12 protein-coding genes and 1 CRISPR repeat array (1 of these 13 cut by a window edge) are annotated in these 17,601 nt (G+C 49.8%); of the genes, 6 read left to right on the top strand and 6 right to left on the bottom strand.

The genetic code is table 11. From position 1 onward, the window contains the following. Positions 1-349 precede the first annotated feature (349 nt). Positions 350-1,249 carry a tRNA (adenosine(37)-N6)-dimethylallyltransferase MiaA gene (gene miaA, locus B7990_RS10680; RefSeq protein WP_088640941.1) on the bottom strand — a complete coding sequence of 300 codons (900 nt, stop codon included), beginning with the start codon at positions 1,247-1,249 and terminating at the stop codon, positions 350-352. A gap of 30 nt (positions 1,250-1,279) precedes the next feature. Between miaA and B7990_RS10675 the strand changes: the two genes are divergently transcribed. After that, a complete protein-coding gene (locus B7990_RS10675) occupies positions 1,280-2,380 on the top strand; it encodes a divergent polysaccharide deacetylase family protein (RefSeq protein WP_088640940.1) in 1,101 nt (366 codons plus the stop codon). Between the two features lie 8 nt (positions 2,381-2,388). Beyond that, on the top strand, positions 2,389-3,117 hold the full coding sequence (locus B7990_RS10670) for a pyridoxine 5'-phosphate synthase (protein WP_088640939.1): 729 nt from the start codon (positions 2,389-2,391) through the stop codon (positions 3,115-3,117). Between the two features lie 145 nt (positions 3,118-3,262). Here the strand turns inward: B7990_RS10670 and truA are convergent, their stop codons facing one another. Both truA and B7990_RS10660 read right to left on the bottom strand, forming a co-directional pair. Further along, on the bottom strand, positions 3,263-4,015 hold the full coding sequence (gene truA, locus B7990_RS10665) for a tRNA pseudouridine(38-40) synthase TruA (protein ID WP_088640938.1): 753 nt from the start codon (positions 4,013-4,015) through the stop codon (positions 3,263-3,265). Continuing rightward, positions 4,015-4,908 (bottom strand): hypothetical protein, encoded by an 894-nt coding sequence (locus B7990_RS10660; RefSeq protein WP_254917480.1) that lies wholly within the window; start codon positions 4,906-4,908, stop codon positions 4,015-4,017. Before B7990_RS10660 ends, truA begins: the two co-directional genes overlap by 1 nt. Positions 4,909-5,389: 481 nt before the next feature. Between B7990_RS10660 and B7990_RS10655 the strand changes: the two genes are divergently transcribed. Continuing rightward, complete coding sequence (locus B7990_RS10655; protein WP_088640936.1) at positions 5,390-7,168, top strand: ATP-dependent endonuclease; 1,779 nt, start codon at positions 5,390-5,392, stop codon at positions 7,166-7,168. A 72-nt stretch (positions 7,169-7,240) separates the two neighbouring features. On the opposite strand, the gene B7990_RS10650 is transcribed toward B7990_RS10655, so the two are convergent. Genes B7990_RS10650 through B7990_RS10640 form a run of 3 tightly spaced genes read right to left on the bottom strand, consistent with a single transcriptional unit; the run spans position 7,241 to position 11,754 of the window. Next, positions 7,241-9,469 carry an NADP-dependent isocitrate dehydrogenase gene (locus B7990_RS10650; RefSeq protein ID WP_088640935.1) on the bottom strand — a complete coding sequence of 743 codons (2,229 nt, stop codon included), beginning with the start codon at positions 9,467-9,469 and terminating at the stop codon, positions 7,241-7,243. Between the two features lie 46 nt (positions 9,470-9,515). After that, positions 9,516-10,931, bottom strand: coding sequence for a hypothetical protein (locus B7990_RS10645; RefSeq protein ID WP_088640934.1), 1,416 nt, complete (start codon positions 10,929-10,931; stop codon positions 9,516-9,518). Position 10,932: 1 nt separating this feature from the next. Continuing rightward, the gene (locus tag B7990_RS10640; RefSeq protein ID WP_088640933.1) at positions 10,933-11,754 is read right to left on the bottom strand and encodes a TIGR02147 family protein; all 822 of its coding nucleotides are present in this window, start codon (positions 11,752-11,754) and stop codon (positions 10,933-10,935) included. A 385-nt stretch (positions 11,755-12,139) separates the two neighbouring features. Between B7990_RS10640 and pelA the strand changes: the two genes are divergently transcribed. The 3 genes from pelA (at position 12,140) to B7990_RS10625 (ending at position 17,084) form a co-directional block, all read left to right on the top strand. Next, positions 12,140-13,879 carry a pectate lyase gene (gene pelA / locus B7990_RS10635; protein ID WP_088640932.1) on the top strand — a complete coding sequence of 580 codons (1,740 nt, stop codon included), beginning with the start codon at positions 12,140-12,142 and terminating at the stop codon, positions 13,877-13,879. Positions 13,880-14,053: 174 nt separating this feature from the next. Next, on the top strand, positions 14,054-16,153 hold the full coding sequence (locus tag B7990_RS10630) for a pectinesterase family protein (protein WP_088640931.1): 2,100 nt from the start codon (positions 14,054-14,056) through the stop codon (positions 16,151-16,153). A gap of 19 nt (positions 16,154-16,172) precedes the next feature. Beyond that, positions 16,173-17,084 carry a hypothetical protein gene (locus tag B7990_RS10625; RefSeq protein WP_088640930.1) on the top strand — a complete coding sequence of 304 codons (912 nt, stop codon included), beginning with the start codon at positions 16,173-16,175 and terminating at the stop codon, positions 17,082-17,084. 85 nt (positions 17,085-17,169) lie between these two features. Then, positions 17,170-17,601: a CRISPR direct-repeat array (repeat unit 28 nt; unit sequence GAAACACCTCCGCTTACGCGGAGAAAAC) (it continues 2,646 nt past the right edge of the window).

The following is a 17,601-nucleotide window of genomic DNA, read 5'->3' as shown; positions in this document are numbered from 1 at the left end:
GACTTCCAAGAAATTTTCTTGGGCCGTCACTAAGCACATCTCCGATTCCTTCAATCTTCCCGAAAGTCTCGCGGGCTTTCGTCTCTCGTTCAGGTCGTTTTGGGTGACCCGTTCGAGGGTGAGACCAATTATAGAATTTTCAGGAATAAAAACAAGGGGTCAGCGTAAAAAAAATCAATTTTTTTTCATTTTTTTCGATAAAAACGGGTTGTATGCAGGTTCTACATCATGATATTCACATTCTATTCACCACTTTTTTAAAAACACCCTAAAAGAAAAAGGGCAATTTGCCCTTTTCAAGTCCAATTTTTGGAGAAAAATTTTTCAGAGAGTCTTAAAAATTGACCATTTAAGGGGAAACGACCCTATTATGGATATATTCCAGAGGATTTGCACAAGTATCCAGGTCCACTTCTGTCGATTTCACCTGCCAACGGAACCATGTCAACTGCCGTTTTGCATAATTTCGTGTCTTTCGCTTCACTTCTTCGAGGACAGATTGCACTTGTATGCCGTCTTTTGCACACAAAAGTTCTTTATAGCCAAGACTCTGCCATGCCGGGGCCTCTAAAGGCACCGTTTTTGCAAGTTCATGAACTTCATCGAGCCAGCCGTCAGTCATCATCTGGTCTACGCGGGCGTCAATACGCGCATAGAGATTTTCGCGACTGCGATTCAGCCAGAATACAGGCAGTTCCCCAATACCGCCTTCACGTTCCTTTTGCCATTCCGAGAGCTTACGCCCAGTCAGTTGATATACTTCCAGAATGCGTATAATGCGCTGGACATTGTTCGGCTCAACCTTTTCCATTGCTTCGGGGTCCGCCAGCACCGCTTTTTCGTATAAAGTTTTACTTCCAAACTTAGCAGCATCGTCTTCAAAAGACTTACGCACAGATTCATCGATCTTGGGAATTTGCGGGAGCCCAAGCATTAAGGACTGGAGATAAAGGCCCGTGCCTCCAACCAGGATGTAGTTCTGTTTTGGATTTTCGGACAAAAGTTGTTTCACATTTGCACAAAAATCGCCTGCGGAAAACGCCTTGCGCGGATCAAGAAAATCGACCAAATGATGTTTTACCCGAGCCATGTCCTGTGGAGACGGCTGAGCGGTACCAATGGCAAAATCCTTGTAGATTTGGCGGGAATCCACACCGATGATTTCGGCATTAAAGCGTTCCGCCAGTTCCAGTGAAAGGCGGGACTTGCCAACACCGGTAGCTCCAACAAGTGCAAATAGAATAGGCATGCGCTCAATGTAGTTATATTTATAGTCGAAATGATAAAGCTTAAACACATTGTCGCACTTTTTTTTGCACTGGGGATTTTTGCTGGTTTGTCTTTTTTCCTGAACAACCAGGATAAGGCACTTCATATTCTTGAAAAGATCAAAGGAACACAAGAAACAGAAGTGGCTCCAGTAGAACAGGATACGATTCCTTTCGAAAAGAAATTACAGGACGAGATGAAAATAATTTCATCAAGTTATTCAAAACGTTCAAAGCGCAATATTTGGACGCTTGCGAGAGGAAAGACTATCGTAGTCTATCTTCTAAAGGCGCAAAAATTTATTCAAAAAAAGGGCGGTTCCATTCTTCTGATGGAAGAACTCAGTGACAACCCAAACGCGTACCAGTCTGCACTAGTTGACATATTGGCACCTAACGGGGATACACTCCACCTGACATTCCAGGTTTCAGAAAACATTTTCATGAAAAATGCATCCCTCATGTCGATTGCATTCCAGACGACAAATCTGACACCTGAAATCATCGCCAAGCTGAACAATCTTGACTTTCCATTTGACTTGCTGATTCCACCATTTGGTTTAAACAGCGATTTTTATAAGAGCTTGGAAAAAATTCAAAACAAAGAAATAGTCCTATGGCTTGCAATGGAATCAAGCAAGCTGAACAAAGTTCACAACAAACTACGTCCACTCCGCATCCACCACACCGCCGAACAGATCGAAGAAACTATTAGCAATGCCAAGGAAGTCCTCCCAAGCGCAGCCGGCATCGCAACGCGTTACGGGGAACAGGCCGTTAAGCACAAGCAACTTTTGCAAGCGATTCTAAAGCCAACCGAAAAAAATAAAATGTGGTTTTTGGACTTGTCCATGGAAGAACGTACCGTTGTTCCGCAAACATGCAAGGATCTTGAAATTTCATGCAAAATCGCCTTCCCGTACAACCCGGACAACAGCTCTATCGAGGACTATGTCCACCAGAAACTCAGGGAAGCCCCCAAAAGCGGAACTTCTGTGATGATAATCCCGCTCACAGAACAAAATTTGTCTAAAATTGAGGACGTAGCCCAAAAGGCAGCCAAGCAAGGAACGACCCTCGTTGACTTATCTACTTTATTCAATACTAAATAGGAGATCCTATGTCTATCAAACTCGGTGTAAACGTAGATCACATTGCAACAATCCGTGAAGCCCGCAAAGGCAAGGAACCTGATCCGGTTGCCGCAGCCATGATAGCCGAACTCGCCGGTTGCAATGGAATTACCGCCCATCTCCGTGAAGACAAGCGACACATCCAGGACCGAGATATCAGGCTTCTCCGTGGGACGGTGACGACAAAGTTGAATCTTGAAATGGCACCGACACAGGCGATGGTACAGTTCGCCATCAACCGCCAGCCGGACATGGTAACACTAGTCCCGGAAATCCATACGGAACTTTCGACAGAAGACGGTTTAAATGTTTCCGCAAAGATTGATGAACTGGCCAAGTACATCATGACACTTCGCAACAACGATATTCAGGTGAGCGTATTCATCGATGCAGAAACGGAACAGGTCAAGGCAGCCAAGAAGGTCGGCGCAAACTACGTGGAGTTCAACACCGGCAAGTACGCAACCGCTTTTGAACTCGGTAGCCGCGAAGAAGTTGACCGTGAAATTTCAGCGTTGCAGGACATGACGGTTCTCGCCCACAAGTATGGCTTGAACGTGTTTGCAGGCCGTGGCCTCAACTACAGGAACGTCGAAGCGGTCGCTCAGATTGACGGCATTGACGAGATCATCATCGGTCACAGCATCGTGAGCCGAGCAGCCCTCGTCGGCATGGAACGCGCCGTGAAAGAAATGATTGACATACTTCGCCGCTAGCGACTTTTGCGCTCTGGGCACGCTCGTAAACTCGCTCTGAGGTCGCTTCGCTTTGTGGTCGCCTTGCTCTGCAAGGCTTTGGGCATTTCTAATACAATAACCTCATACCTCAAAGGGAGCCGTAGGCGACCGAGCCCATACCGCCCTAATAATCCCTATATTCCACGTTCTCGAGGACAAGCCCCTGCGGGGGCGCCCACGTGCGTTCGCCTTTGAACTTTTTCTCGAAAATCTGGTTGACCGTACCTTCGGGATAGCGGCCTCGACCAACATCAAAAAGCGTCCCGACCATCGCACGTACCTGGCGGTGCAAAAAGCGATTTCCCTTGATATGGAACATGCAGCTCCAGTCGTTCAAGCGTTCCAGGCGGAACTCGCTCAACGTGCAAAGCGTCGATTTTCCATCGTTACGCGGGATACAAAAATCAATAAAATCATGTTCGCCAAGGAAAGACTGCGCCTCGCGGCCCATCGCATCGATATCCAGATTCAGCGATCCGCATTCCCAGCCAAAGTCACGCATCAGCGCCACCGGGCGCGTAAAAATCGTGTACTGGTAATAACGTAAAACCGCATCGTATCGGGCGTTGAAGTCCGGTGCACAAGGTTCTAAATCGCGAATGCGAATCAAGCGCTTGGTAAGCCCGTTCACGGAACGCACCACTTTTACAGGATCGAGTTCGCCATCAAAATCAAAGTGGACACACTGGCCGCGGGCATGGACTCCCGTATCTGTTCGGCCCGACCCCACCACGCGGATGGGCGCACGTAACGCAACAGACAGCGCCTCTTCGAGCGTTGACTGCACAGTCACAAAGCGGAGCTTGCCGCCACAATTTTGTTCTTGCCAGCCGTAAAAGGCGCTGCCTAGATATTCGCAACGAAAGCGGTAACGCATTAGTTACCTGCTTCTACGGCTTCCTTGATAACCGCCTCGACCTTAGCCTGAGGAATCTTAAGCTTCGAAGCAATTGCCGAAGCCGGGAAACCTCTGCGAGACATCTGCAAAATCTTGCTGTTCACCGAAGACTCGCGGTCAAAGCGATTCATCTCAAGCGGATGAGCCACAGCAGTTGCAACAACTTCTGGCCTCGGAGATGCAGCCGGAGCAGCAGGTTTCACCTTGGTACGGTCATGATGCAGCACATCGGAAAGCGACTGCATCGCCGACGTGATGCGTTCTCTAGCCGTCGGGCGGAGAACCGTCCTTCCGTTAAACGGAGAAGTCAAAATGCGGTTTTCAGGAACGCCGTGTTCATCTTCGAAAGCGGCCTTCGTAGCATTCACGCCCGAAGCATTCAAGTCCGTCGCCGTCTGATCTGCAGCACTTGCGGCCGCCTTCGTCTGGAGTTCCATCGTTTCACGGCGCTTGGCAGCAAATTCTTCAGCTTCGTCAATAATAGACTTCTTGGGAGCATGGACACGCGGAGTCAAAACCGTTTCTGTATCGTCAACAGAAGGCATTTCCCCAGTTTCCCTAGACTTCGCAAGAGCTTCCATCATTCGCGTTTCAACGACCTTCTTGCGATGAATAAGCACGAGGACAAGGACAACAAAACAAAGAAGCACAGCAAGCGTTCCACCAATAATCCAGAGCCAAACGCCACCCGAAAAGCCGCCTACATTCTCTTCAGAGGCTTCAGCTTCGTCAGCAGCAGAATTAGAACGCATTGCCGAAAGCTCTTCCCAAGAATTGGCAAGCTCATCGCGAATTTTCACTTGCGTGTCAACACTCCCCTGGGCATTCCACAGGGCAACTTCCAGGGAATCGATCTTAGCACGAGTTTTCATGTATCGGCTAACGTCAAACGAAGAAGACGATCCCGAAAAATCAACTTTTAGGTAAACAATTAAGGCGCAAGCCAAAACAAAAAGAATAACTGGAGCAGCGTATTTCTTCATGCCGGGAAATTTAGAAATAAAACCCGATTCATTTTCAAAGTTTGACACTGAACAAAACCTCTTTTTTACATACCTAAAATTAATTGTAGAAAATTACAACGCTCCATTGAGAAGTTCACAACACTTTTCAACACGAAAATGGCAAAAAACGGCATCAACATTCAAACTTTAAATACCTTTATGTTCAAGAACTCTTTGTTCTCCTCCTAACCCCAAAAGAAACACCTTAGCCCCAACAGCTAAGGTGTTTTTTCGTTTCCTAGGCAATTTTCACCAATTTCATTCCAAATTATACGGTCTTATTTGCACTTTTTCGCTTCCATTCGCTCAAAAAAGCGCTTTTCGCTAAAAGATTTTATAGTTTCAAGCTATGCAACCGCAAGCACTTAGACTGTCCAAAATTACGATTTCGAATCTCCGCTCTATCCAGCGCGAGACTTTTCCGCTTAGTGATTTTACCGCACTTATTGGCTATAACAACGCAGGCAAGACAAATATCTTGATGGGAATACGCTGGCTGCTTGCCCACTTTTCGCTGGATATTTCCTATTTTGACGACCCCAACCACCCCGTCGAAGCCGAAGGAATTTTTGAAGGAATCACAGAACAGATCTTAAACCGCCTTGGAGACGAGAAAGCGGCTGAAATCGAGCCATTTTTGGCAGGGACATCGCTTCGCGTCAAGAAAGTGCAGCGCATTCCGGGAGAACTTCCCGGCAATATTGAATTTTGGGCATTTTGCCCGCCTAACGGCAAACGAAAAGGCAAAGACTGGGTCCGCGTCAACGACCAGTTTATCGCGGCATTTAACCGCATGTTCCCGGAATCCATCGCCATTTGGGATTTTGAAGGGAACAACGCCTACACAAAATTGATGCACGAAATTTTCAAGCCCCTGGAACGCAAGTTTGGCGGCGAATTGAGTCAAGTCATCGAACAGTTTACGGAACTGCTGTCCTCAGGAAGCGACAGGCAAGCCGAAGAAATCCAGGCATTCGACAAAGAAGTCAACACGGCACTTCGCCCGCTATTTCCAAGCGTCCGCGTGGAACTCGACATTCCCGTGCCGACGCTCGAAACCTTCCTCAAGAGCGCAACAATTAAAGTGGTCGATGAAGATGACGGCTTTGAACGCGACATCTCGCGCATGGGCGCAGGTTCGCAACGCGCCATCCAGATGGCGCTTATCCGCTATCTTGCCGAAATCAAGAAGCACCACAACAATCATTACCTGAGCCGAACGCTCTTGCTAATTGATTCGCCGGAACTCTTTTTGCACCCGCAAGCAGTTGAACTTGTTCGTGTCGCGCTCAAAAATCTTTCGAACGAAGGCTATCAGGTCATATTCGCAACACACTCCGCGCAAATGGTCACTAGTGAAGACGTGAGCACATCTCTACTCATTCGCAAAAATAAAGAGCGCGGTACATACATGCGCAAGCGAATGGAAGATGCCGTCCGCCAGGTCGTCCAAGACGCGCCAAGCCAGCTGCAAATGCTATTCAGTCTTTCGAACAGCAACGAACTTTTGTTCGCCGACTACGTGTTGCTTACCGAAGGAAAAACGGAATGGCGAGTGTTGCCCGCCCTTTTCGAGCGCATTACCGGGCAATCCTTTGCACTGATCAAATGCGCACTCGTGCGCCAGGGCGGCGTGAGCAATACCCGAAAGAGCATGCAGGTTTTAACGGCAATGGACATTCCCGTACGCGCCATTGTCGATTTGGACTATGCCTTTACGACAGCGACTCGCGACGGCTTTTTACAAGCAAACGATCCAGACATCACGCAATGCCGCAACTTGTTCCGTGAACTCGCTTGCCATAACCACCTGCGTCTGGTAAACGGGCTTCCCGTCAACAAACACAGCAATATCAACGCATCTACAGCATACGCCATGATGGCATCCATGCCCGAAGCAGAACGTCCCATCCGAAACATCCACGAAAAGCTCTGCAAGCAAGGCATCTGGGTCTGGACGCGCGGGGCTATCGAAGAACACCTCGGGCTGAACGGCAAAAACGAAATGGTCTGGCGGAACTTCATTGAACGCAGCAAGTCAAAAAATTTCTTGCAAACGCTCCCCGACTACGACGGCATTGAGGCATTGTGTCAATGGATTATCAACGGGAGCCGCGGGCAGTTCTAAGAATTCACAGCGAAGCAAAAAAAAGGAGTGCGCATTTCTGCGACACTCCTTTTTTGTAATGGTGACGACAAATTAGATGTTGTCGATAATTGCGTTGAACGCTTCGACGGGGCGCATCCACTTCTTGAGAAGTTCAGCCTTCGGAACGTAGTAACCACCGATATCGGCGGGCTTACCCTGTTCGGCAGCGAGAGCGGCGACAATTTCCGTTTCCTTTGCGGAGAGAGCAGCGGCGATCGGAGCGAACTTGCCGGCGAGTTCTGCATCGTCCTTCTGGGCGGCGAGAGCCTGAGCCCAGTAGAGAGCGAGGTAGAAGTGGGAACCACGGTTGTCGAGTTCACCGATCTTACGAGCCGGCGTGCGGTTGAATTCGAGAATCTTGCCGTTAGCTTCATCCAGCGTATCGGCCAAGACCTTAGCCTTCTTGTTGCCATCCTTCAGCGCGACCTGTTCGAATGCAGGCACAAGTGCGAAGTATTCACCGAGAGAATCCCAGCGGAGGTAGTTTTCGGCGAGGAACTGTTGCACCTGCTTCGGAGCAGATCCACCTGCACCCGTTTCGTAGAGGCCACCACCAGCCATGAGCGGCACGATGGAGAGCATCTTTGCAGAAGTACCAACTTCGAGAATCGGGAAAAGGTCCGTGAGGTAGTCACGCATCACGTTGCCCGTCACACCGATAGTATCGAGGCCAGCCTTGGCGCGCTTCATCGTTTCGACGATAGCTTTGCGCGGGCTCATGATCTTGATGTCGAGACCCTTGAGGTCATGTTCCGGCAAATAGGCTTCGACCTTCTTCTGGATTTCACGGTCGTGTGCGCGTTCCGGATCGAGCCAGAAGATAGCCGGCGTATTCGAGAGGCGGGCGCGCGTTACAGCGAGCTTCACCCAGTCACGCACCGGAGCGTCCTTGGCCTGGCACATACGGAAGATATCGCCAGCAGCGACTTCTTGCTGCAAGAGGACTTCGCCCTTGCTGTTCACAGCGCGGATAACGCCCTTGCCCTTTGCGACAAACGTCTTGTCGTGGCTGCCGTATTCTTCGGCGCCCTGAGCCATGAGGCCCACGTTCGGCACAGTACCCATAGTCTTCGGGTCGAAAGCGCCGTTCTGCTTGCAGAATTCAATCGTTTCGTCGTAAATGCCGGCGTAGCAGCGGTCCGGAATGCAGGCGACAACTTCTTGCAGCTTGCCTTCCTTGTTCCACATGCAGCCGGAATTGCGGATCATTGCCGGCATCGAAGCGTCGATAATCACGTCGCTCGGCACATGCAAATTCGTAACGCCCTTAGCAGAATCAACCATGGCGAGGTCCGGGCCTGCGGCGAGTGCGGCGTCGATAGCAGCCTTGACTTCGGCTTCCTTGGCATTGCCTTCGAGGCGCTTGAACAAGTCACCGAGACCGTTGTTCGCGTCGATTCCGAGTTCCTTGAAGAGGTCTGCGTACTTCGTGAACACGTCCTTGAAGAACACGCGGACAAATGCACCGAACAGCACCGGGTCAGAGACCTTCATCATCGTGGCCTTGAGGTGCACGGAGAAGAGGAGGCCCTTGGCCTTGGCTTCGGCCATCGCATTGGCGATGAACTTTTCGAGAGAAGCCATGCGCATGACGGTCGCATCGATGATTTCGCCCTTGAGGAGCGGCTTTGCGGCACGGAGTTCCGTCACGGCACCAGTTTCATCGACAAATTCAATCTTGAAGGAGTCGGCTTCGGCCATCGTGATGGACTTTTCGTTGCCGTAGAAGTCATCGGCCTGCATGCTCGCGACATAAGTCTTCACAGATTCGTTCCACACGCCGTTGCTATGCGGATTGTTGCGGGCATAGTTCTTGACAGCGTTAGGAGCACGGCGGTCAGAGTTACCCTGACGAAGCACCGGGTTCACGGCGGAACCCTTCACCTTGTCGTAGCGAGCGCGGATAGCCTTTTCTTCGTCGTTGAGAGGAGCATCCGGGTAGTCAGGGAGAGCGTAGCCGTTCTTCTGGAGTTCGGCGATAGCGGCCTTGAGCTGCGGCACCGAAGCAGAAATGTTCGGGAGCTTGATGATGTTTGCATCCGGTTCAAGCGTGAGCTTGCCGAGGAAAGCGAGGTCATCCGTCACCGGCTTACCGGCAAACGTCGTACCTGCCGGGAGCGTGTCTGCGAAAGCAGCGAGAATGCGGCCCGGCAAGGAGATGTTCTTCGTCTCCACGTCGATATCGGCAGTCTTTGCGAAAGCCGATACAATCGGGAGCAGGGATTGAGTTGCCAAGAACGGCGACTCATCAGTAAGGGTGTAATAGATTTTGGTATTCATACGCCCTTAAGATAGAAAATAGCTCTTAAATATTAAATACTAAATCTTAGAATCCATCACGATTGGTCCATTCACCGTAAGGTTCAATGCGCTCAATACTTTCGGAATCATCGCAATTCCAAAGCGGGCTCACAAAGGTACTACGGACAATATTCTTTTCGCTGATATCCCATTCGGTAGAGCCTCGAATCAGATACACGGAATAATATTCGTCAGCATCTTCCGGGCAAGATTCTCCACTCTTCAAAATATCCCTTACGTAGATTCCACTTGCATCGATCTTGTTCAGGGCATGTCCCTTGGCCCCGATATCCTTCAAGACGACGATGTAATAAGCCATACCTTTAGGTTCACCTTGAAGCGTTGTATATGCACGCGGGTGGTTCGCAGCCGTGGGGAAAAATACCGCAAGCAGGGAATCCGGCAAGTGGAAAATACCCTCTTTGCGATAGGCGTTTGCCACTTTGTCTTTCGGGAATGAGTTATACGCGAGAACGGCTTCATTGTCCAATTCTTCGTGACTGATATAACCCGACTTTCCGTCAGTCTCTTCTCTAAAAACGGCAAACTGTTCCTCATAGACATCCAAGGTTCGTGTCAAGTTCATACGCCATGCACTGTCCCTGCGCCATACATCCTTATCAACACCATCATCGATCAAAGGACAATCCCCAAAATAATGATCGCCGTTTTCATCGTTTGTGATATGACAACCTTGCAAAGGATCAACTTTAGTATCAACAGGAGCATATTTGATAGAATCTTCCTTACAGGTATTCCTGTATTCCTTCGTATAGGAACGCACGATGTCCTCCGCCGTTTTTCCTTCCGGCATCAGCATAGAGCACACCAAGCTCAAAAAATAATTGCGACAACCGTCTTCGTAATCCTTGAAAATTCCGTTAGACGCTTCGCACGACTGCTTGAATTCATTCAAAAATTCAGAACAAGACGTTCCATAGCCCCAATAATCCGTATGTCCAACAGTTTTCAGCAAAACAGGAGTACCCTCGACATCTACAACCTTGACGGCAATAATACTAGAGCTGTAATATTGACCGTATCGGTCTTGCGTGTACATCGACTGTTCGAGTTCTACACCGGACTCTTTCGCTTGAACAGAAACCTGACACGACCTAGAGCCATCCAAGCTCGAAGTATAGAATGACGTATCCGGTACCGAGTCAAACGGGAACATCAACTTTCCAAATACGGAAGAATCAATGGCAACACTCTGATCGGGATCTACACTAATATCATTTGAATTTTCAATCGTCCCTCCAACCAATACGACCAGAGATTTTTCCAGCAGGGCCTTCTGTTCTTCCGTCAATTCTGCGCGTTGCGTGGAGTTCGGTTCCGTAGTTGCACCGGCAAGATCGCGACCACTAGACTGATCACCAGAACAAGACAGCAAAAGTCCCGTCCATGCCATAGCGATTATTTTATACAACTTTTTCATACTATGCCTCTCTCCCTTTAGTTAACGGGAATAGTTGTAAATTCAGTCGATAAACTTTATCGTATTCTTTTTCCTTAGCAGCCATGGCAACCACCTGCTGCCTGAGTGTTTCAAGCTTCTGCACAAGCCATTGGTAAGTCTCTTCGGAAATACCAAACGTCACACCCGTGATATGGCGTTTTTCGGGCGGAACCTCGTCAATCGCTTCGGTTGCAAACTTCGACATTTGACGGTTCATGGAACGCAGAGCCAAAGGAATTGCCTCGGAAGATCCCGTCACAACCTTCTCAGTCTGCACGTAGGTATCTTCGCCGATTTTCTTGAGGAATTCCGCATGGCACATAAAGTCAAGCGAATGGCGAACTTCGGCGGCACTCACGACCGGAATGCATTGGCGCGCCAGTTCCAGCGGTTTTGCACCCGGCATGATCGGTGCAAGTTCACGCAACACCGGGTTCACCCACGATTCGAAATACTTGAACGCCTCGGCATCGACGACTCGCAAACGGTTTTCCTTTGCAATTTTCTGCATTTCGTTAAACGCCTGGAGTTTCATAGAATCACTCCTGGCATCGCCAAAACGCTCCATCGCAAAGAAATAGTCGCGGTCAGCACCCGCAAGCCCCATGGCATCCGCCACTTTCTCGACTCCCGTTTTGCTCAAGCGGCTTTTGCCTTCGCAAACGAGCTGCATAAAGTTTGGCGAAGCAAACCCCGCCAGTTTGGAGAATTCGCGCCATGAGAACAAAGAACTGCGTTTGCGTTCTTCGTAGAAGTCCCGCATGTATTCTCGGTAGTTTTGATATTCGGTGATTGGTTTCATTCCTATAAATTAGATTTTGCGGTATAGTTCTGCAATAAATTTTACTATACAAAATTAAGATTTTTGAAGAAATTTTGAAGATTTTTTATTTTTCTAAAAATTTTTAAAAAAGTATTATACAACGTGTATTATAAAACGAGATGGAGGTTCCCGCTCGGAGGCGGGAATGACAACGGAGCCGAGCGATGCAGAAACATGCTTACATGTTTCTATATCCGAGGCGAACAAGTCAAGCCCCGTTAGGGGAATGACATGCAAAGGAGACAATGCTACCGCTCCCATTGTCCATGGACAACACTTAAAAGAAATTCATAGCAAAAAACGGCCTATTATAATGTAGATTATAGAAGTGGTGTGGGGTTAAGAACTCTTCTATAGGTTTTTTATGAAGAATTTTGGGTTTGGTAACTACAAGTTTTTTGTAGCGGCAATGTCTGTCGCGTCTTTTTCATTTGCGGCAAGCTACGCGCCTCCATCAACGGCGGTTTCGAAAATCAACAGCTACCGAGGCTATTCGGAACTTACCGACGCGGCATCCGGCATGGACATTGACCAGTACACCTACAACATGACCACATGGCAAATCGCAAACGGCGGTTTTGACAAGGCTCACGCCGAGAAGTACAAGAGCGCATACACCGGTGGCGCAAAATCCTCCTGGACGGCAAAAGGCGGCGGTGACCTCGGTACCATCGACAACAACGCGACTGTTCAAGAAATGCGGCTGCTCGCCGTGCGCTACAAGGCGACAACGAACAGCAATTACAAATCCGCATTCAAGACAAGTTTCAACAAGGCCGTCAATTTCCTTTTGACCATGCAGCGCTCCAAAGGCGGCCTCCCGCAAGTCTGGCCCAAGCGCGGTAACTATTCCGACCAAATTACGCTGAACGACAACGCCATGATCCGCGCGATGGTCACGATGATGGATATTGCCAACAAGACAAGTCCATTTGACTCGGACATCATTGACGACAATACCCGCAGCAAGATGAAATCCGCTCTCGACAAAGCGATCGATTACTTGCTCAAGGCACAAATCGTAAACGACGGAAAACTCACCGTCTGGTGCGCCCAGCATGACACCAACAGTCTCGCCCCGGTCGGCGCGCGCGCATACGAACTCGACAGCAAGTCCGGTAGCGAATCCGCAGGTGTCGTGTGGTTCTTGATGAACTGGCCCGAACAAACCGAAGCCATCCAGAAATCCATCAAGGGCGCCATTGAATGGTACAAGAAGACCCGCGTCACAGGACTCTACTTCAACAAGAAACAGGGCCGCTTCGAAGAACGCGAAGGCAACGTTCTCTGGTACCGATTCTACGAAGTCAACAACGACAACTACTTTTTCTGCGACCGCGATGGCGCAAGCACCAAGACGCAGGACTTCACAAAAATTAGCGAAGAACGCCGCACGGGATACCAGTGGGCAGGCGAATACGGCACGGCTCTCATCAGCACCGAAAAAGCTTACCTCGAAGCGCTCGCCAAGATGGACGACAGCTACGTTCCGCCTCCACCACCTTCGGCAATGTGCGGGAACGACACATGCAAAACATACATTGACGGAGTAAACTTCATCGACATTCAGGGAGTCAAGGAAGCAAACAACGCGGGATTCGTCGGCGAAGGCTACGCCAACGTGGACAACTCCACCGGAAGCTACGTGACTTACGGTGTCACTGCATTCAAGGAAGGCAAATACACGCTGTTCCTCAGCTTTGCAAACGGCGGCGGTTCCGCACGTGGATACAGCGTTTCCGTAGGCGACAAGACGCTACTTGCAGACGGCAGCATGGAATCCACCGCAGCGTGGACAACATGGAAAGTGCAATCCATCGAAATCGAATTGCCACAAGGCTATAGCGAACTCAAGTTCACAAGCCTTTCGAAAGATGGCATGGCAAACATCGATTACATCGGCTGGATGAGCGAAGACTTGAAAGCTGGCGAAGTTGAAATTCCGCGCACGTCCATTGAAGCAATGCGCACTGAACGCAAAACGCAGCAAGGCAACCGCTACTTCGTAGACTTCAACCGCAACGCAAACGGTGCTGGGGCTTACATTATGCGCGGGAACGGAAAAACGTACCGCGTGAACGGGAAAACGACTAGGGAATATTAACAATATTGTCATGCCCGACTTGATCGGGCATCTCCTGTTTCTGTTCAAGAAGGAGATTCCCGCTCGGAGGCGGGAATGACATGCAAGGTTAGACTGCACGAACGCTTGTGTGCGTATTGGATAACCGCAGCAGTCAAGCCCCGTTAGGGGAATGACAAATAAGGAAGAGGTAATATGTTGAATAGTTGGGTTTACAGGTTTGCAGTTTGTATGCCGCTTGCGATGGCGGCGAGCGCTTCCGCAATTGCAAAGCACGGGTTTGACTTTGTGCTTGGCGTCGATGGAGACTTCAAGGCGGCTATCGCCAAGGCATCTTCTTCGGGCGCCACCGAGTCCAAGCGATTCATACTCTTTGTGCCCAACGGCGAATACAATATCACCAAGGTCACCGGTGACGAGCACGGCAAATCGACATTCAGCGGCTCGAACATTTCCATCATCGGGCAGTCCGTTGACAAGACGATCATCTGGAATACAACCGATACCGAAGGCATCAGCACAACTGCAACGCTGTACTTCCCAAGCAACAAAAATATGTACATGCAGGATATCACCCTGCAAAACAGAAGTTCCGTCAGCTCTTCAAACGCAGCACGCCAGGTTGCTCTGCAGCAAAATGCAGGCGACAAATTCATCTACAAGAACGTGCGTCTTTTGAGCGGTCAAGACACATACTACACCAAGAAAGGCCGCACGTATTGGGAAGGTGGCGAAATTGACGGCACTGTAGACTTTATCTGTGGTGGTGGCGATGTATTTTTCGAAGGCACCAAGCTCGTGATGACACGTAACGGCGGCTACATCACGGCATCGCAAAACCCTGACACCTGGGGATACGTTTTCAACAACGCCATCATCGAAGTCAGCAATTCCGGTTTCAACAAGACATTCTATCTCGGGCGTTCCTGGGGCCGCGCAAAAGTTGTCTTTTTAAACACCGTCATGCGCGCAGAACCCAAAGCCGAAGGCTGGGGCCCCGACATGAATTCTGCGCCTGTTATTTTCGGCGAATACAACAGCAAGAACGGGAGCGGCGGCGCAATCAACACGAGCCAACGTAAAACGTATTTTAACGGAGGCAAAGACGCATCGACAGCAACAACACTCAAGACCGTGTGGAACGCAAGCGACGCCGCTAAATACACGCTCCAAAACGTTCTTGGCGGCAGCGACAACTGGGACCCGACCAAGTTCACGGCACAGGTTTCCGCCCCGAAGATTTCGCAGGAAGGCGCAAACATCATCTGGAACGATGACGACAACGCCATTTGCTGGGCCATCTTTGTAAACGGCAAGTACCACAGCAATACTACCACAAATTCCATTGACGTCGGAAGCATTGCCGCCGGCTCCAAAGTTACGGTACGTGCCGCAAATTCCATGGGCGGTCTCGGCGCAAGCTCTAACGAGATTACCGTTCTCGAAGCAAACGTCACTTACTACAACTTAACAATTAATTCTTCTATTGGCGGCTCCGTTGTGGCCTCCCCGAATCGCGAAAAAATCGCCGAAGGAACCGCAATCACATTTACCGCAGAACCAGCCGCCGGCTGGAAATTCGCAGGCTGGACCGGCAAGAGCGCAAGCGATGCCGGCAGCGAAAGCACTTGGGAAACCACGATGACCAAAGACATCGAACTCGGCGCCATCTTTGAAGCCAAAGGTACAACTACGTTCCAGGCCGAAGACGGCATCATCGACAACGCCATCAACGAAAGCACAAACGCAGGCTTTGCTGGCACCGGCTACATCAACTTCGGCACCGGGAAATCGACCGTCCAAGTCCCCGTCTATGTAGAATTCCCCGGCGAATACACGATGGAAATGACATACGCAAACGGCAGCGGCAAAGCTCGCAACCTCGCCTTCGCAGCCCCCGGCACATGTACCGCAGGCGTTGACGGATGCAAGAGCGCCGAAGTCATCTCGTTCGAAGCCACCGACAAGTGGACCACATACCAGACAAAAGAATCAACCATTACACTCCCCAAAGGCGCAAGCTACATCACGTTCTCCATCGTTGACGGCAATGATGGCCCGAACCTCGACCAGATCAAGCTCACCGAGAAGGATGTAGACAAGGGAGGCGTTGCCATCGCGAAAACAGCCCGCGTAAACGCAACCGTTAGCGAAACCCGCATCTATGACACGAACGGGAAACTCGTTCGCAGCGCAAAGGGAATCGCCAATTTGAACGGCCTTACCCCCGGAATCTACGTCGTAAAGACCTCAGCGCAAGGTTATACCCAACAAAAAATGGTCCATGTCCGCTAGATTTTGTTAATTTTAGGACATGCTTGGAATCGAACAGAAAAAAGGAAATGACGATCAGTTGTGCGGCAGGATGATTGCCTACGCACGTATTTTGCCCTCTCCCGACGCTGAACCCAACGAAACACCGTTTGGTGATATGATTAAAAATGGGCTTTTGACGTTGGAAGGCGACTTTCGTCAGTTCGAGCACAAGCCAAGCCGAAGAGAAGTCAACCGCGCCGTCGATGCAAAGTTCAACAACTTTCTCAAGACGATGGAAGAAAACGGTGTGGAACTCCCCGAGAATTTGGACGTTGACGCCATGCGCGAACGACTTCATGAACTTTCGAACATGGAAGTGATTCCTATACCGGCCCGCATCGGGAACTTCAATAACGAAGAAGACATTCTCAAGGAAGACGCCGACATCTACTACATCGGTGAATTTATCGGTGCAAACCAGGCGCATTACTGTCTCACGACGCTTCCGATTTATTACCAGGCAAAGTATCGCGAACAAGCTAAGCGAAACGAAATGGATATGCTCAACGAAATGCTCCTGCAGTTTGAAGAGGGCGATTTCGTGAACACCGAAGACATCCAGAAAGACACGGAAGAACTCTTCCCGAAGGGTCTCACGCTCAACACGTTCATGGGAGACCTCTCGAAGCTCCTCAACGTGCGCGTGATACCGTTCTTGCTCGCCTGCGAATCCGACAGCGAATACAACACACAAATTAAGCTTTTCTACGCCTTCATGAAGGGCTACCCCGACCAGAAGGACATCGAGAGAATCGACAAGGCATTGCGCGAACTCCGCAAGCAGAGCGATTCCATCGAAGCCCGCAATCTGCTCGAACTCAGCTGCAAGCGAATCAACGCCATCTACAACGAAGATTCACAGCAAGCAAGCGAACTCGGCAAGCAGATCGAAGAAATTGAAGGGGTGTAATGTCATTCCCGAGAAAGCGGGAATTTTTTGTTATTACTAGTGCAATAACAAAGTCTCTTCGCTCAGACGCGTTGCTTCGCTAGAAGAAACACCTCCGCTTACGCGGAGAAAACCGTCTTTCACCTCTTCGACTTCTTTTTTCTCGAGAAACACCTCCGCTTGCGCGGAGAAAACGACAAGAAACACCCCTACACCGTCGTTGACGGAGAAACACCTCCGCTTGCGCGGAGAAAACAGGCAAAGAAGTTATTAAGAAGTTTACTGGTCGGAAACACCTCCGCTTGCGCGGAGAAAACTGAGCGCGTAAAAGTTCAGATTGAGCAGCTGCAGAAACACCTCCGCTTACGCGGAGAAAACGGCGCTGAAGACTCAGGTGATTGCAGGTGAATGGAAACACCTCCGCTTACGCGGAGAAAACTTAAGACTATCTATGGTCGATTGACAGGGGTTAGAAACACCTCCGCTTACGCGGAGAAAACCGCTCGTATATGCAGAGAAGTTTGGAAAATTTGGAAAC

This window comes from Fibrobacter sp. UWB4, from assembly GCF_002210345.1.
In the GTDB taxonomy this organism is placed as follows: Bacteria; Fibrobacterota; Fibrobacteria; order Fibrobacterales; family Fibrobacteraceae; genus Fibrobacter.
This window is presented reverse-complemented; position numbering and strand designations above follow the sequence as displayed.

Coding starts and splice junctions, on each gene's coding strand:
- B7990_RS10675 (WP_088640940.1), top strand. CDS start 1,280: ATGATAAAGCTTAAACACATTGTCGCACTTTTTTTTGCACTGGGGATT.
- B7990_RS10640 (WP_088640933.1), bottom strand. CDS start 11,754: ATGAAACCAATCACCGAATATCAAAACTACCGAGAATACATGCGGGAC.
- miaA (WP_088640941.1), bottom strand. CDS start 1,249: ATGCCTATTCTATTTGCACTTGTTGGAGCTACCGGTGTTGGCAAGTCC.
- pelA (WP_088640932.1), top strand. CDS start 12,140: ATGAAGAATTTTGGGTTTGGTAACTACAAGTTTTTTGTAGCGGCAATG.
- B7990_RS10645 (WP_088640934.1), bottom strand. CDS start 10,931: ATGAAAAAGTTGTATAAAATAATCGCTATGGCATGGACGGGACTTTTG.
- B7990_RS10655 (WP_088640936.1), top strand. CDS start 5,390: ATGCAACCGCAAGCACTTAGACTGTCCAAAATTACGATTTCGAATCTC.
- B7990_RS10660 (WP_254917480.1), bottom strand. CDS start 4,908: ATGAAAACTCGTGCTAAGATCGATTCCCTGGAAGTTGCCCTGTGGAAT.
- B7990_RS10670 (WP_088640939.1), top strand. CDS start 2,389: ATGTCTATCAAACTCGGTGTAAACGTAGATCACATTGCAACAATCCGT.
- truA (WP_088640938.1), bottom strand. CDS start 4,015: ATGCGTTACCGCTTTCGTTGCGAATATCTAGGCAGCGCCTTTTACGGC.
- B7990_RS10630 (WP_088640931.1), top strand. CDS start 14,054: ATGTTGAATAGTTGGGTTTACAGGTTTGCAGTTTGTATGCCGCTTGCG.
- B7990_RS10625 (WP_088640930.1), top strand. CDS start 16,173: ATGCTTGGAATCGAACAGAAAAAAGGAAATGACGATCAGTTGTGCGGC.
- B7990_RS10650 (WP_088640935.1), bottom strand. CDS start 9,469: ATGAATACCAAAATCTATTACACCCTTACTGATGAGTCGCCGTTCTTG.